Origin of the sequence: Streptococcus mitis ATCC 6249, assembly GCF_000146585.1 — a bacterium.
In the GTDB taxonomy this organism is placed as follows: domain Bacteria; phylum Bacillota; class Bacilli; order Lactobacillales; family Streptococcaceae; genus Streptococcus; species Streptococcus mitis_AZ.
Genome location: NZ_GL397179.1, coordinates 1,266,286 through 1,282,287 on the forward strand (window position 1 = coordinate 1,266,286; position 16,002 = coordinate 1,282,287).

Consider the following 16,002-nt stretch of genomic DNA (forward strand, 5'->3'; position numbering starts at 1 on the left):
GATAGTTCCTTTCTTTTTCAAACATTTTGCTCAATACTTTAGGAAATTGCTTACAATCCCTAAAAAATAGGACAAAAGGTCAATAAATATACTCTACTAGTATAACAAAAAAAAGCCTAAAAGGCTTTGATTTTGTCTAGAAGCTGGGGCTAATCCTTGCGGTTTAGGTGCTGATCAATAGCGTCTACAATTTTTCCCATCAGGTAACTTAACCTAAAGTTTCGAAAGAGTAGAATCGCCCAAAAAGCTGCCATAACGTAGCGACCAGTCATCAAGGATTCATTGAAAAAATAAGTCTCAGCTGCCGTGAATAACGCTATTATGATAAATTGTTGTCTATTCATAAGATTATTGTATCATGAAATCCACTTTTAGTCTTCTTCAACCATGACTTTATCAGCTAGAAATTCGAATCCTTCTGGAATCAAGCTCTCTTCTTCCACCTCTTGGTCAGCTTGAGGAGACTTGTTTTTAGCTGAAAATGCTGCTCGAACCTCTTTCCATTCCTCTAGGGAAATAGCCAGAATCTCAGGTGAAAATCCAGCAGCTTGGCTGAGAATATTGCCAAACATGGTATTGAGGTTATCCCGTTTCATGGTTTGCCCTGCATTGAAATTAGACTCAAAGGCTAAAATAGCATGGTGTTCATTCGCCGCAACTGGTTGAGAACCTACGAGAAGAGCCTTATCTGGTCCAGCTAAACTTTCAATCACTTCTCCCCACGCATTCTGGAGGCGAATCAAGTTTTGTCGTGCCAAATCAGGATTTTCAACAGCTTCTTGCAGAATAGACTGAACTTTGTTGCGATCCACTCGATAGACTGTCTTGGAAGTGGCTGGACGACTAGGGACTGGGGCAACTTGTTTAGGAGCTGTTCCAACATTAGCAAGCTCTTGTTTGAGACGGGCAACTTCCTGTCTCAGTGCAGAAATTTCACTTTCAACAGCTCCCGAAACCGCAGATTCAGGCTTAATTTCTGCTAAACGAATGGTCATCATTTCAGCATAAATCTTAGGTTGCAAACTGGCCTTCATATCTGCTAAACTCACTGTCGCTAGACGAATCATTTCAAAGAGACTTTCTTGGGAAAGAGCTAGATTGTCCATAAAAACTGGACTATGATGAGTATTTTCGCCACCTGTCTGAACAACTAGTAAATCACGCAAATACTGCAAGAGGTCCGTCACAAAACGAGTCATACTCTTACCATTTTCAAACAAAAGATTCAAAGAATCAAGAGCTTTTGGAACATCCTGCTGAGATAAGGCAGCTACATAGTCATCAAGCGCTGATAGACTAATGGTGCCTGTAATCTCCTCAGAGATAGCTGTGGTTAAAGCATTCCCTTGCGTCAAACTTAAAGCTTGGTCCAGAATAGACAAGGCATCCCGCATCCCACCTTCAGCTCGTCTGGCAATGATTTCTATAGCATCTGGTTCAGAACTGATATTTTCTTTTTCTAAAATATGATGAATATGCGCTGTGATATCTTGCGTTCGAATCGACTTAAACTCAAAACGTTGGACACGCGATAAAATAGTTGCTGGAATCTTGTGCAATTCGGTGGTCGCCAAAATAAAGACCACATTTTGTGTTGGTTCTTCTAGGGTCTTCAAAAGCGCATTAAAGGCTCCTGTAGACAACATGTGAACCTCGTCTATGATATAGACCTTATAACGTGCTAAACTAGGAGCGTAAGTAGATTTATCACGAATTTCACGGATTTCATCGACTCCGTTATTCGAAGCTGCATCCATTTCGATAACATCTTCTAAACTACCTTCTGTCACAGCTTGGCAGATATAGCAGCTATTACATGGTTCTCCGTCCACTTGGTTCGGACAGTTCATAGCCTTGGCAAAAATCTTGGCTACACTGGTTTTCCCAGTTCCACGAGGGCCTGAGAAAAGATAAGCGTGACTAATCTTTTCCTGCTCAACCGCTTGTTTTAGGGTTTTCGCCACAACTTCTTGACCTACCAGTTGTGAAAAAGTTTGACTTCTATATTTTCGATAAAGTGCTTGATACATTAGGCTTTCTCCTCAAACATCGTAAAGTCCCATTCTGTCTTCTCAAGCAAAATAGCGACAAATTGTTCCAAGTAATCACGGTCAATGGCATTGTAATCATCAATCAGAGAAGAGTCTAGATCTAATACACCGACTAATCTTCCATTCTTAAGCATGGGAACTACGATTTCACTCTTGGCCATACTATCACAAGAAATGTAGTTTGGATAGGTACTCACATCGCCAACTAAAACAGTCTCTTGAAACTCAGCAGCTTCCCCACAAACGCCTTTTCCAAGCGGGATGCGAATGCAAGAAACGCCGCCCTGAAAAGGACCTAAAACCAACTCGCTACCATCAAACAGGTAAAAACCTGCAAATACAGTATTGGGGAATCGAGATTTTAGAAGGGCACTAGCATTAGAAAGATTGGCAAGAATATTGCTCTCACCTTCAAGTAAATAAGAGAGTTCCTCATTTAACAATTGATATTGTGATTGTTTTTCTGAATCTAACATAGAACTATTATATCAAAAATGGGAAAGAGACAAAAGAAAAATCCCTTGTTTTAAACAAAGGATTTTGTGATTATCAATTTGATTAAAGTTCGATATCACCGAACAAGTCAGCCATTGAGAATCCTGTTTGTGTTTCTGGAAGTTCGAAATCACGTTTTTCTTGACGTTTTGGACGACGTGGACGAGCAGCACGTTTTTCTTCTTTTTGTCCTTCTTCTTGAGCTGGACGCTCTTCAAGAGCTTTGATAGAAAGTGATACACGTTCTGCATCAGCATTAACATCAAGGACTTTAACAGTAACTTCTTGACCAACAGTAAGAGCTTCTTTTGGATTTTCGATACGTTTGTGTGAAATTTGTGATACGTGAACAAGTCCATCGATACCTGGCAATACTTCAACAAATGCACCGAAGTCAGTCAAACGTTTAACTGTTCCTTCTACTACATCACCTTTAGCCAATTTTTGCTCAACGCCATCCCATGGTCCAGGTGTTGTTGCTTTAAGTGAAAGTGATACGCGTCCTTCTTCTTCGTTAAGATCAAGGATTTTCACTTCAATTTCTTCACCAACAGTTACAACTGATTTAGGTGAAACGTTACGTTCGTGTGACAATTCAGTCAAGTGAACCAATCCGTCAACACCACCAAGGTCGATGAAAGCACCAAAGCTTGTGATACGAGCAACTTTACCAGTTACGACATCACCAACAGCCAACTTACCGAATACTTCAGCACGAGCTGCTGCAGTAGCTGCTTCAACAACTTCACGACGTGAAAGGATGAAGCGGTTCTCTTTAGCGTCAACTTCTTTGATTTTAGCATCAAATTCTTGACCTACGAAACGCTCAGTGTTACGTACGAAACGAGTATCCAACATTGAAGCTGGGATGAATCCACGAACACCTTCAAATTCTACTGAAAGTCCACCTTTAACGGCACGAGTTCCTTTAACAGTAACAACTTCTTCTTCGCGTCCTACAAGTTTGTCCCATGCTTTGCGAGCTTCAAGGCGTTTTTTAGATACAAGGTATGTAACTGTATCAGTATCTTTACCAACTACTTGACGAAGTACAAGAACATCCAATACTTCTCCTACTTTAACAAAGTCATTGATATCTGCATCGCGATCGTTTGTCAATTCGCGAAGAGTCAAGACACCTTCAACACCAGTCCCAGAGATTGCAACGTTAGCTTGAGTCGCATCAACTGTCAATACTTCAGCACTAACAACATCACCAGGCTCAACTTGGCTAACGCTATTTAGCAAATCTTCAAATTCGTTCATCTAAAAAATCCTCCAACGATCAAGTTTTTTCTAAACTTGACATACTTATAATTTTTTTCCTAAGCACCCACAAGGACATGTTCATATCGTTCACGTCTATCAATTATAAAAATAAAATACCCTAAGATATTTTTCTTTTTATCTTGAATTTATTACCTAAGAACTGGGGTAGCTGGATTCGAACCAACGCATGAGGGAGTCAAAGTCCCTTGCCTTACCGCTTGGCTATACCCCATTGATAAATGGAGAGAGAGGGATTCGAACCCCCGAACCCGAAGGAGCGGATTTACAGTCCGCCGCGTTTAGCCTCTTCGCTATCTCTCCAATGTTTAACGAGAACTATTATAACATGAAATTTTCAATAAAACAAGTATTATTTTGTTAAATTATAGTTTTCAATCAAAATTTCCACAGCTTTTTCAAGTTTTTTATAAAAACTATCGACATTTCCATTCTTTATGATGGCAAATTGGCTATCTAATTCGGCAATTTCCCCAATAACCTTTTTCCCGATCGTCAAAACGTATCCTTCATAGCTGTCTTTTCCAACAGTCACTTTTGCATCCGTTAATTGAATTTCAATTTTCTTATCTTTTTTACTCATACTCTACCTCTTTTCACTTTTTCTATTGTACAAGAAAATGCTCAAACTAGCAAGAAAAAACTCCATTTCAGCCATTACAACTGCTACGGAGTTCTTCTTTACTTCATGTCTTTTAGTCCACTTTGACAATCCATCCTTCAGGCGCTTCAACATCACCGAATTGGATACCAGTTAATTCATCATAGAGTTTTCGTGTAACAGGACCTACTTCTGTTTCACTATAGAAAACATGGAATTCATCATCATGTTGGATGCCCCCAATTGGAGAGATGACTGCTGCTGTTCCACAAGCACCTGCCTCTACAAAACGATCCAAATTATCAATCGGAACATCACCTTCGATCGGTGTCAAGCCCAAGCGGTGTTCAGCCAAGTAAAGCAATGAGTACTTGGTAATAGAAGGTAAGATAGATGGGCTTAATGGCGTTACAAATTCGTTATTCGCTGTAATTCCAAAGAAGTTGGCTGATCCGACTTCCTCAATCTTGGTGTGGGTAGCAGGATCTAGGTAAATAACATCTGAAAAATTACGTGATTTTGCCATTTTACCTGGTAGAAGACTGGCAGCGTAGTTACCGCCTACCTTGGCAGCTCCTGTACCATGTGGGGCTGCTCGGTCAAATTCATCTTGAATCAAGAAATTAGTTGGAACCAAGCCACCTTTGAAGTAGTTGCCAACTGGCATGGCAAAGATAGTGAAAATATACTCCTCTGCAGGTTTTACCCCGATGATGTCTCCAACACCAATCAAAAGCGGACGAAGATAGAGGGTTCCACCTGTTCCGTATGGTGGTACGTATTCTTCATTTGCACGCACAACCGCTTTACAGGCTTCCACAAACATTTTTGTTGGTACTTGAGGCATCAAGAGACGGTCGCAGGTGCGTTGCAAACGCTTAGCATTTTCATCAGGACGGAACAGTTGAACACCGCCATCCTTGGTACGATAGGCTTTCAAGCCCTCGAATGCTTGCTGTCCATAGTGGAGACTTGGAGAAGACTCTGAAATATGCAAGGTTGCATCCTCTGTCAATTCTCCTTGATCCCATTTTCCATTTTTGTAATGAGCGATATAACGGTAAGGTAATTTCATATAAGCAAAGCCAAGATTTTCCCAATCAATTGCAACTGTCATGTGTTTCTCCTTTATACTATTCAAGCTATGTGTTCTATTCTACACTTTTCTAGTAAAATTTCAAGTAGTATTTGTAATTTTCTGAAAATTTTCTCGATAAAAAGAAATCAGTCACTTGGACTGATTCTTTACAGATTTGCTTTTTTCTCTTTCAAGACTTCTTTCAGGTAAGCATCAAAAACTTCTTCATCTGAAATGGTGTCTGAGATGAAGCTTCCGTTACTAGTGCGTTCTGACAAGTTCAAATCTTGCAATCGGCTTTCATAGATTGTCCCCTTGTTAGATTGGACAAGAAGTGTTTGGTCGTTCTCTTCCACTTCTGTACTAAAGAGATCACCAATCAAGCCTTGTTCTGCAACTGCTCCTGCCAAGAAGACACGATGCGGTTTGTTTTTTAACTCACGCAAGACTTGTAGGCCTCGTTTGGCACGGCTAGTCGCTGGAATTTCGTCGATAGAAACACGTTTTAAACTACCGCGTTGGGTCAAGAGGTAGAAGGATGAAGTGTTACAGATAAAGGAGGATTGGAGGACATCATCTTCTTTCAGGTTCATGGCCTTGACACCTGCAGCCTTGGCACCGACAACAGGAACCTCTTCGATATTGAAACGGAGGGCATAACCGTTTTGACTAATCAAGAGAACATCATCCAGTTTGATCGGAGCCACGGCTACAATCTGGTCTGTCTCGTCTTTGAGTTTGGCATACTTGACAGACTTCGACTTATAGGTTCGCCATGGAGAGAATTCTTTGCGTTCTACGCGTTTGATTTGACCAAGACGAGTTGCAGCAAAGTAGGTTATAGCATCCTCAAACTGATCCACGACTTCTGCATAAAGGATTTCTTCGTTAGTTTCGAAGCTTGTAATAGTCTGGCTCAGATGCTCTCCGATATCCTTCCAACGAATATCTGCCAATTCGTGGATTGGTCGATAGATGACATTCCCAAGAGTTGTAAACATCAAAAGATGCTGGGTTGTCTTGGCAGATTGAACAAAGATCAGACGATCATCATCACGTTTGCCAATTTCTTCCAGCGTAGAAGCCGCAAAGGAACGTGGGCTAGTACGCTTGATGTAACCAGCCTTGGTCACGCTGACATAGGTATCTTCCTCGGCAATCAAACTAGCTGTATCAATCTCAATGACGTTTGCTGTATCTTCTAAAGCACTCAAACGTGGAGTCGCAAATTTCTTCTTGACCTCACGAAGCTCTTTCTTCATGAGATTGTACATGGTCCGTTCATCACCGATAATGGCCGCAAGCATGGCAATTTTTTCACGAAGCTCTGCTTCTTCTTCCTGCAAGACAACCACGTCTGTATTGGTCAAACGATACAGTTGCAAGGTTACAATGGCCTCAGCCTGCTCTTCTGTAAACTCATAGCTGACCTTGAGATTTTCTTTGGCGTCAGCCTTATTCTCAGAAGCACGGATAAGGGCAATGACTTCGTCCAAAATCGAAATCACGCGAATTAAACCTTCAACGATATGGAGACGTTTTTCAGCCTTTTCCTTGTCAAACCGTGAACGCGCCAAGATGACTTCGCGACGGTGGGCAATGTAGCTAGACAAGATTGGCACAATCCCAACCTGACGAGGTGTGAAATTGTCAATCGCCACCATGTTAAAGTTGTAGTTTATTTGCAAGTCAGTGTATTTGAAGAGATAGTTGAGAACCAGCTCGGTATTAGCATCCTTCTTGAGTTCAATAGCGATACGAAGACCGTCACGGTCAGACTCATCACGAACTTCAGCGATCCCTGCCACCTTGTTATTGACACGAACATCATCGATTTTCTTGACTAGATTGGCCTTATTGATTTCATAAGGAATTTCAGTGATAACGATTTGTTCCTTACCACCTTTTAGCTTTTCAATCTCCGTCTTAGATCGAACGACCACTCGCCCTTTCCCAGTTTCATAGGCCTTCTTGATTTCATCACGACCCTGAATAATCCCTCCTGTCGGGAAATCTGGTCCAGGCAAGAATTCCATGAGCTTGTCCACCTTGGCTGTTGGGTGGTCAATCATGTAAACAGTCGCATCGATAACTTCAGCCAAATTATGCGGTGGAATATCTGTGGCATATCCAGCTGAAATCCCAGTCGAGCCATTGACTAAAAGGTTGGGGAAGGCTGCTGGCAAAACCGTCGGCTCTTTCTCGGTATCGTCAAAGTTCCAAGCAAAGGGAACTGTCTTTTTCTCGATATCCTGAAGAAGATAACCAGCAATCTCAGACAAACGCGCCTCAGTATAACGCATAGCTGCAGGCGGATCCCCATCCATAGAACCGTTATTACCGTGCATTTCAACTAGAATCTCACGATTTTTCCAGTCCTGTGACATACGAACCATGGCATCATAGATGGAACTGTCACCGTGTGGGTGGAAATTCCCCATGATGTTCCCGACAGACTTGGCCGACTTACGGTAGCTCTTGTCAAAGGTATTACCATCCTTATTCATAGAATAAAGAATACGGCGCTGAACCGGCTTCAAACCATCCCGAATGTCTGGTAAAGCCCGGTCTTGAATAATATACTTGGAGTAGCGACCAAAGCGCTCTCCCATGATGTCCTCCAGGGACATGTTTTGAATGTTAGACATAGGATACTAAGCCCGTAAAATGCAAAGTGAAAATAGGAAATTCTTAAAGCGAGCGATGCTCACAAGAGAATTTATCTTTTTCACACAGTATTTAGGGCGTGTTCAACTCCTTTCAAAGAATATAGAATAGGTTTTATGGAAAAGGGAAAAAATATATGGTAAGTGAGTTTCACCCAATTCCTGTGTCATCATTTCCACTTGAAATATCTACTCCACAAATCCTCGTTTATACTTGATATGACTGGCGATATTGCTATCTACATCTTTCTTATCCCAAAGTTGGAGTTCCCATGGGTAGTAAAAATTACTTTTATTTTTAAAATAGATATGAATACCGACATAGCCATCTTTATCACGTAAATACCAATTTTTTAGTCCGTACATCTCTTGCCAATCATCTAATTTGTCCATGACTTGAGCTATCTCTTTAGAACTTAAAATCATACGAGCACCAAAAATATCATTAAGAATGGAATTCACAGGATAGCCCTCTTGACGCTCGGAAAAACGTGTAATTTTATCTAAAATAGACTCAGAAGTTTTGACACGATAAACATAGGCAATATCTTGGACATCCGCTTTCATCAGATAGTCATTAATTGACTCATGTAAATTCAGACGGTAGGCCAAAATCGCTTTAGTCGGAACTTTTGAAAAGGTATGCTTGAGATTGATTTTCTCCACTTTACCTGTTTCAAAATAATCTTTAGAATATTCTAGATGAATACGATTAATCTCTGTAATGAGGCGTTCCACTTTTTCAATCATGAGTCTTCTCCTCTCGCTTTTTCATTTTTCTAGTTATTCCCAAACTTCTTCACTCTTTCCTCAGCATACTCAATCATCTTCTCAGCCACGTCCTTCTTGTAGTCAAAACCCATCTTGTGAGCAAGGGATTGAGCCTCTTGGTGGAAAAGTTGCATCGTAGCAAACAAAGACTGAGTGATTTTCTCTTTACTTGAAAAATCAAGTAGAGCTGAGAATCCCTTCTCTTTCTCAGGAGGTAAATAGTTAAAGAGATACTTGTAGTTCTTGCCGACGTCGACAGTCCCCTTATCACTTGCGACCTGCCAAGCTAAGACCTTCAAGAGTTCTTGTTGGCAAATATCGTAGAGATGGTCAGTCGCATAGATGAGCTGATTCCGACAAATGCCCTTCACTACATAGGCAGAGACCCACCAAAATTCATTGCAGGCTTTTTCAAAATCTATCTCACTAGCTGGACTTGTCCAGTAACGCTGAGGATTTGGAGAATATGGCGCAAATAAGCCCTTAGTGTCCTCTAGCACCGTGAAATCAGCTTCACTATCCACCCACTCTTGAATGTGATCTTTGGGGCAGAGGGTCAAATCTATCCGATTGCCATCTTCAAAGAGCATGAGATAGAGGCGGCGATGGTCTAGTAGGACATGCTGCTCAATCATGCGCTTGCCAAATTCTTCCAACCAAGCAAGGTCGGCCGTCAGACCATCCAAATCCTCCATAATGTAGACCACATCATAATCTTGGAACTCGTCCTTGGGGGCGTTTGGATTTGTCCGTGAGCCGGACATGGCGACAGCGTCAACCTGTAGCACTTTTGCGGTTTGCAAAATCACATTAAACATCTCGGTTTCAGTTCTCATGGGAATACCTGCTAATTTTTATTTATATTAGTTTTGAAAAGAATATGACTATAAAATAACAGAAATAATCAATCAGATTTTTTATCGAATTGTTTTACATATTACTCTTCTTTCTTTTCTAATTTGGTCTATTAGAATCAGTTAATATCAAGATTGTACTGTCAGTCTTCCTTAGACAGATAGTCTAAAAGGTATTGTTTGACCTCTTCAAACTCTTGCAATTTATTCCCCTGTAATAACAGCGTACCTGTAGAAGGATAATGAGTTAATGTTACACCCGAAAATTTCAATTGCTTCCCATCTTGAACATCCTTATACGATTTAATTTCCCGATCAGTTTTCAGATTTTCAATGAGACTATCTACCGCTATCTTAGGTAATTCTCTAATAGAAAAATTACCACCATTCGACTCTATACTACAAGATTCATTCTCGCTAATCTGCCAATTTTTATGTTTTCTATCACTATCAGCAAAAAACTCTCTATGATCTTCTTCACTATATCCATTCTTATAAAAATCAGCATAGTCCGTTTGTGAGTTTTCCAAATCAAAACCAGAATCAACATTTGGAATAAAATAGTGGTCAAACTCGTCTGGTGATAATATGGGTAAAAAAAATATTTCAGTTCCAATAGGATATTTGTCACTTGAATTTTTAAAGACTAGTTTCACTTCATAATAGACTGATTCTTCACTTTGCAATAACTGGTACACTTTTTCTTCGATTTCTGCTTGCGCTTTATTTGCTTTAGAAAATTGTGTAAAAAGATTTTTATCCCGAGAATCGATAGAAAATTTAGACCACTTTTCTTGGGTATGCTGACGTTCAGCATTTAAAATTTCATATCCAACTACATATTTATGGAATCTTCTAGCAAAAACATGACCTCTGTGAAAGTACCAATCATCACTATCCCCTTTTGGAATATTTCCTTTCGGAAAAGCATCCGGAGTGTCATTTAATGGTCCCAAATCATCACTATTATTGTTTCTAACAGGAAACTTTAAAATCGTTTCCCATCCTCTTCTAAAAGAAGTAGTTCCCTTTGTTTTTTTATTATCGGAGCCGATTAGCTTAAAATATCCATCATTTTCCCATGAAATTTCAATTAAATTATTTGTGCTGAATTGAAATTCGGGATAGAAGTATTTAATCTTATCAAGTCTATTGCTAAGGTCTAAAAAACCAAGTAATTCTTCTTGATTTTCTAATCCAAGTCTTTGTAATATTCTTTGTTCAGTATACATAACATCCTCCTTGCAAAAAAGTATTTACGATAAACTTTTAATTCGCCTCCGTCGCTTCTTCCTTCGCCTTCTTAGCTGGTTTGAGTTTTTTATAGCGACTACGGATAGCGTTGAGATGGTCACGGAGGCTGGCAAAGTAGGCTTTGTCTGGGTAGGCGTAGGCATTGATTGCTGTGAAATCAACAAGAAACTCGTACAACTCTGTCAATTCAACACGCAAAGCCTTTGCTTGGCTAGGTGTTTTCCCAGCTTGCTCAGCCAAGCGCTCCTTGTAGACCTTCTCAAATTTTGCTTGGGCAGCTTTTAAGTTTTGGACGTGTTCCGTCAAATTTAGTACTTGTATGGAGGATTGGTAGTCGCTCTGTGCCAACTGTTTCAAGAGGTGGTTAATACTTTCCGTTTCTTTTTCATAACTGGTCGTCATAATGCCTTTGTATTGTTTGAAAAGCGGATTTAGCTGTTCATAGGCAGTCTGAATAGCTGGAACTTTCACACGCGAAAAAGCCTTGATAAAGGATAACAAAGTCACTAGAGCATCATCACGCTCACGGTCTGTTTTCTCCATGTTTTCTGTGAATTTTCCTGCACGAATGTTATGAAGGCATGATTGGAATTGTTCCAATAAAGGCTCCATGACGGAGGTCTTGCTGATATAGACTAATTCCGTCTTATTCGCTTTTGCAAAACTATCAACAGCAGCAAGACTGTCGCTCAACAGTTGAAAGAAACTTTGTCCTTCCAATCGAGTTATATCTAAATTTGTAATCTTATATTTCATTTTTTTCTCCTAAAATTTCATTAAATTGTTTATTTAGGTGAAAGTCTCCCACTTGGCAGAATGGATGTCGGATTTTCCGCTGTTCTCCCTGCCACTTAAACTAACTTGTCGGATTTCCCGACGAGGCGGCTGGGGTCTTTTTTAGTGAATTCTTTCCTCTAATAGTCAGGGTAAAGAGGATCTTTAGCAGGGATAACCTTATCAGAAAGTTCCCTACCGAGAGAATGAAAGTTATCCTCACTCGGCTTCGCATAATCAAGAATATCCTTTTGGGGATCATATTTCATATCCCAGCGATTTCCCATAAGAGTATAATACCTTTGCTGTTCTTCATTGTTCTTAAACCCCTCCTTTAGCATTGGAATGAATTTAGAAAATTGTGAATCTAAATATGCAAAAGCAGTATCATAAATATTATCATCTCCAACAATTTTTATTTCGTTCTCAGGAAAATGAGCAATATTTCTTGTATAATTTTCTAAATCATTATATCTAGTATCTGAAAGAGGCTCCTTACTCCACGGAGTAGTCACAAAATTCTCTGATATAGGTATTTCCGGTTTATCTTTGTAAGAATAATTTAATTTTGTAGCTATAGCCAAAAACGGATACACTCGTAACTCATAAGCGATATTATCAATACCAGGATGACCATAAAATCTAGACCTTAAATCCCTGGCTCCTAGTTTTCCATAAAAATTTTTCGGAAGAACTGAGGTAGTAATTTCGTCAATAGTTTTACCTGTACTTGATTGACTGATAACATTATCATAAGATACAGGTAATAAAATTAAATTCGAGAAACGCGTACCGTCTTTAAAAATCCAAAATAGTTTAGCAGGGATATACATATAGTAAGACGGTTTGGGCGGTATAGTTAATGGTTTTGTAGATTCGTTATACAATGTATAGCTTGGATTCTCTTGCCAGAAATTTTGAACAATATTAAAATTTGTTGTATCAAGATATTTGCTTCTATCCTGATTAATTTTATTATTTTCCTGATTTTTGATATTATTCTCTTGGTTCTTTTCATTATTTTCAATTGTCCTAAATCCTAGAAACATCGTAAAGCCTAACGATATTATAGAAATTACCAAAGGCAAAAACTGAATAATCTTTTCAAAAACAGTTTTATCATTATCCTTATTTTTTATCAGTAAAGGTTGAGGAATGATGAAACTTGCGTTATCCGTTTTGTTTTCAATATCACTTGTATTTCCCTTTTTTTGATTAGTTTTACTAGATAGATTAACCTTCGCAACAAATTCTTTTTTAATATCTTTTTCTGGAATACTCTTTTGTTTTTTCTTTTTATTTGCCATACACTTCTCCTCCTACGACGTGAGAATAGCAAAACGTTATTTTTTGCTCTTCGAGCTAGTAAGGGAGTTAGCTTATCCGCCTGATAGCAGCAAGCATCTTTTCATTAGGAGCTTTTGCTCCAATGAAAAGTACTCCGTTAAAACGCCCCACTTTCCTCAAGCGTAAACTTGACATTGTCCTCAATCCACTTACGGCGTGGTTCGACCTTGTCACCCATGAGGACATTGACGCGACGTTCGGCGCGTGCTAAGTCTTCAATCGTAACACGGATGAGGGTACGGGTTTCTGGATTCATGGTTGTTTCCCAAAGCTGGTCCGCGTTCATCTCACCAAGACCTTTATAGCGTTGGAGGGTAGCCCCTTTACCGAACTGCTTGCGGAGTTCTTCTAGCTCTCCGTCCGTCCAAGCGTAGGCCACTTCTTCTTTCTTGCCTTTGCCTTTGGACATCTTGTAAAGAGGCGGAAGGGCTATATAGACATGTCCTGCCTCAACTAGGGGACGCATGTAACGGTAGAAAAAGGTTAAGAGCAAGGTCTGAATATGGGCACCATCTGTATCCGCATCGGTCATGATAATGATCTTATCATAGTTGGCATCTTCAATAGAGAAGTCTGCTCCGACACCCGCTCCGATAGTATAAATCATGGTATTGATTTCTTCATTTTTGAGAATATCCGCCATCTTAGCCTTGGCTGTATTGATAACCTTACCACGAAGAGGCAAAATAGCCTGAAACTTACGGTCACGACCTTGCTTGGCAGAACCACCAGCAGAGTCCCCCTCGACCAGATAGAGTTCATTCTTGGCAGGGTTTTTAGACTGAGCTGGTGTTAATTTACCAGACAATAAGCCCTTATCTTTTTTATTTTTCTTACCATTTCGACTCTCATCACGCGCCTTACGTGCTGCTTCACGAGCGTCACGAGCCTTGATAGCCTTACGGATAAGATTGGAAGCTAGTTCTCCATTTTCCATGAGGAAGAAAGTTAATTTTTCTGCAACAATGCTATCCACAATCGGGCGAGCTAGTGGACTTCCAAGTTTGTCCTTGGTCTGTCCTTCAAACTGGAGGTGTTCTTCAGGAACTAGGATAGAAAGAACGGCCGCTAGTCCCTCACGATAGTCTGATCCTTCAAGATTTTTATCTTTTTCCTTGAGAAGACCTGTCTTACGAGCGTAGTCATTCATGACCTTGGTAATGGCTGACTTGAGTCCTGTCTCATGCGTTCCACCATCCTTGGTGCGAACGTTATTGACAAAGGACAGAATGTTATCTGAAAATCCATCATTGTACTGGAGAGCTACTTCCACTTGGAAACCATTGTCTTCGCCTTCAAAGTATAGAACTGGCGTCAAGGTTTCCTTGTCTTCGTTGAGGTAAGAAACAAAGTCTTGTACCCCGTTCTCATAATGGAATTCAATCGTTTCATCTGTTCGTTTGTCAGTTAGCGACAAGGTAACATTTTTTAAGAGAAAGGCTGACTCATTGAGTCGTTCTGAAATGGTATTGTACTTGAAGTCAGTCGTAGAAAAGATACTGGCATCTGGCATGAAGGTAACCTTGGTACCTGTCTTGGACTTAGCTGCTGTCCCAATTTTCTTCAAGGTTGTGACGGGTTTCCCACCATTTTCAAAACGCTGTCTATATATTGCACCATCACGGGTAATTTCCACTTCTAACCAGCTAGATAAGGCATTCACGACTGAAGATCCCACTCCGTGAAGACCACCTGATGTCTTGTAGCCACCTTGACCGAATTTTCCTCCAGCGTGGAGAATGGTAAAGATAACTTCAACAGTTGGAATTCCCATGGCGTGCATCCCAGTTGGCATCCCACGCCCATGGTCTTGAACCGTTAAACTGCCGTCTTTATTAATCGTCACATCGATGCGATCACCAAAACCAGATAAGGCTTCATCGACTGCATTATCCACAATTTCCCAGACTAGGTGATGGAGACCAGCACCGTCAGTCGATCCAATATACATCCCCGGACGTTTACGAACCGCATCCAACCCTTCTAGCACCTGAATGGCGTCATCATTGTAGTTATTAATATTGATTTCCTTTTTTGACACAAGGAACCTCCTATTTGTTCATTTTTTCTATTTTACAGGTTTTCTAGCGATTTTGCAAAGCTTTTCCCTTTCAGCTGTCACAATTTCACAGGATATTCTCTGACTTTCTATACCGTTTCATGGTATAATAGTTCTATGATGACATTTGTATTATTAATTTTAGCTTATTTGCTAGGTTCGATTCCGTCTGGTCTTTGGATTGGACAAATCTTCTTTCAAACAAATCTGCGTGAACACGGCTCTGGAAACACCGGAACAACCAATACTTTCCGAATTTTAGGTAAGAAAGCGGGTATGGCAACCTTTGTGATTGACTTCTTTAAAGGAACCTTGGCCACTCTCCTTCCAATCCTTTTCCACCTTCAAGGTGTATCACCTCTCGTCTTTGGTCTTTTGGCCGTAATTGGACATACCTTTCCTATCTTTGCAGGATTTAAAGGTGGTAAGGCTGTCGCAACCAGTGCTGGAGTGATTTTCGGATTTGCGCCTGTTTTCTGTCTCTATCTAGCAATCGTATTCTTTGGAAGCCTCTATCTAGGTAGTATGATTTCACTGTCTAGCGTTGTTGCTTCTATTGCTGCTGTAATTGGAGTTCTGATTTTCCCACTATTTGGGTTTATCTTAAGTAGCTATGACCTTCTTTTTATCGTGATTATCCTAGCTCTTGCTAGCTTAATTATCATTCGTCACAAGGATAATATCACACGCATCAAAAACAAAACTGAAAACCTCGTTCCTTGGGGACTAAACTTGACACATCAAAATCCTAAAAAGTAAAACGCC

At 40.2% G+C, this 16,002-nt stretch carries 14 protein-coding genes and 2 tRNA genes; 1 reads left to right on the forward strand and 15 read right to left on the reverse strand.

The annotated features are described in order from the left end of the window. Positions 1 to 149: 149 nt before the first annotated feature. The 15 genes from HMPREF8571_RS07915 to parE form a co-directional block, all read right to left on the reverse strand. Positions 150 to 344, reverse strand: a complete 195-nt coding sequence (locus tag HMPREF8571_RS07915) for a DUF3272 family protein (RefSeq protein ID WP_001081604.1) — start codon at positions 342 to 344, stop codon at positions 150 to 152. Between the two features lie 27 nt (positions 345 to 371). Further along, the gene (dnaX, locus tag HMPREF8571_RS07920) at positions 372 to 2,030 is read right to left on the reverse strand and encodes a DNA polymerase III subunit gamma/tau (RefSeq protein WP_000283850.1); all 1,659 of its coding nucleotides are present in this window, start codon (positions 2,028 to 2,030) and stop codon (positions 372 to 374) included. Further along, positions 2,030 to 2,527, reverse strand: a complete 498-nt coding sequence (locus tag HMPREF8571_RS07925) for a GAF domain-containing protein (protein WP_000887134.1) — start codon at positions 2,525 to 2,527, stop codon at positions 2,030 to 2,032. The genes dnaX and HMPREF8571_RS07925 overlap by 1 nt, the downstream gene beginning before the upstream one ends. Positions 2,528 to 2,609: 82 nt before the next feature. Beyond that, a complete protein-coding gene (rpsA, locus tag HMPREF8571_RS07930) occupies positions 2,610 to 3,812 on the reverse strand; it encodes a 30S ribosomal protein S1 (protein WP_001001616.1) in 1,203 nt (400 codons plus the stop codon). A gap of 163 nt (positions 3,813 to 3,975) precedes the next feature. Next, a tRNA-Gln gene (locus HMPREF8571_RS07935) sits at positions 3,976 to 4,047 on the reverse strand. Between the two features lie 8 nt (positions 4,048 to 4,055). Then, positions 4,056 to 4,136 (reverse strand) — tRNA-Tyr (locus HMPREF8571_RS07940). Positions 4,137 to 4,185: 49 nt separating this feature from the next. Beyond that, complete coding sequence (locus tag HMPREF8571_RS07945) at positions 4,186 to 4,416, reverse strand: DUF2969 domain-containing protein (protein ID WP_000037107.1); 231 nt, start codon at positions 4,414 to 4,416, stop codon at positions 4,186 to 4,188. A 112-nt stretch (positions 4,417 to 4,528) separates the two neighbouring features. Continuing rightward, a complete protein-coding gene (locus HMPREF8571_RS07950) occupies positions 4,529 to 5,566 on the reverse strand; it encodes a branched-chain amino acid aminotransferase (protein ID WP_303742777.1) in 1,038 nt (345 codons plus the stop codon). 113 nt (positions 5,567 to 5,679) lie between these two features. Then, entirely contained in the window at positions 5,680 to 8,160 is a 2,481-nt protein-coding gene (gene parC, locus HMPREF8571_RS07955; protein WP_004240224.1) for a DNA topoisomerase IV subunit A, read from the reverse strand. 207 nt (positions 8,161 to 8,367) lie between these two features. Further along, positions 8,368 to 8,928, reverse strand: coding sequence for a GTP pyrophosphokinase (locus HMPREF8571_RS07960; RefSeq protein WP_000570836.1), 561 nt, complete (start codon positions 8,926 to 8,928; stop codon positions 8,368 to 8,370). A 29-nt stretch (positions 8,929 to 8,957) separates the two neighbouring features. Beyond that, positions 8,958 to 9,785 carry an aminoglycoside 6-adenylyltransferase gene (locus HMPREF8571_RS07965; protein ID WP_001258604.1) on the reverse strand — a complete coding sequence of 276 codons (828 nt, stop codon included), beginning with the start codon at positions 9,783 to 9,785 and terminating at the stop codon, positions 8,958 to 8,960. A 161-nt stretch (positions 9,786 to 9,946) separates the two neighbouring features. Further along, on the reverse strand, positions 9,947 to 11,035 hold the full coding sequence (locus tag HMPREF8571_RS07970) for a hypothetical protein (protein WP_000287881.1): 1,089 nt from the start codon (positions 11,033 to 11,035) through the stop codon (positions 9,947 to 9,949). Between the two features lie 37 nt (positions 11,036 to 11,072). Beyond that, positions 11,073 to 11,813: a DUF6261 family protein gene (locus HMPREF8571_RS07975; protein WP_000875589.1), complete on the reverse strand. Its 741-nt coding sequence runs from the start codon at positions 11,811 to 11,813 to the stop codon at positions 11,073 to 11,075. Between the two features lie 158 nt (positions 11,814 to 11,971). Further along, a complete protein-coding gene (locus HMPREF8571_RS07980; RefSeq protein WP_001284524.1) occupies positions 11,972 to 13,138 on the reverse strand; it encodes a hypothetical protein in 1,167 nt (388 codons plus the stop codon). A 137-nt stretch (positions 13,139 to 13,275) separates the two neighbouring features. Beyond that, positions 13,276 to 15,219, reverse strand: a complete 1,944-nt coding sequence (parE, locus tag HMPREF8571_RS07985; RefSeq protein WP_000037265.1) for a DNA topoisomerase IV subunit B — start codon at positions 15,217 to 15,219, stop codon at positions 13,276 to 13,278. A gap of 135 nt (positions 15,220 to 15,354) precedes the next feature. Here parE and plsY point away from each other — a divergent pair, with 135 nt between their 5' ends. Then, positions 15,355 to 15,996, forward strand: coding sequence for a glycerol-3-phosphate 1-O-acyltransferase PlsY (gene plsY, locus HMPREF8571_RS07990; RefSeq protein WP_004240225.1), 642 nt, complete (start codon positions 15,355 to 15,357; stop codon positions 15,994 to 15,996). Positions 15,997 to 16,002: the final 6 nt, after the last annotated feature.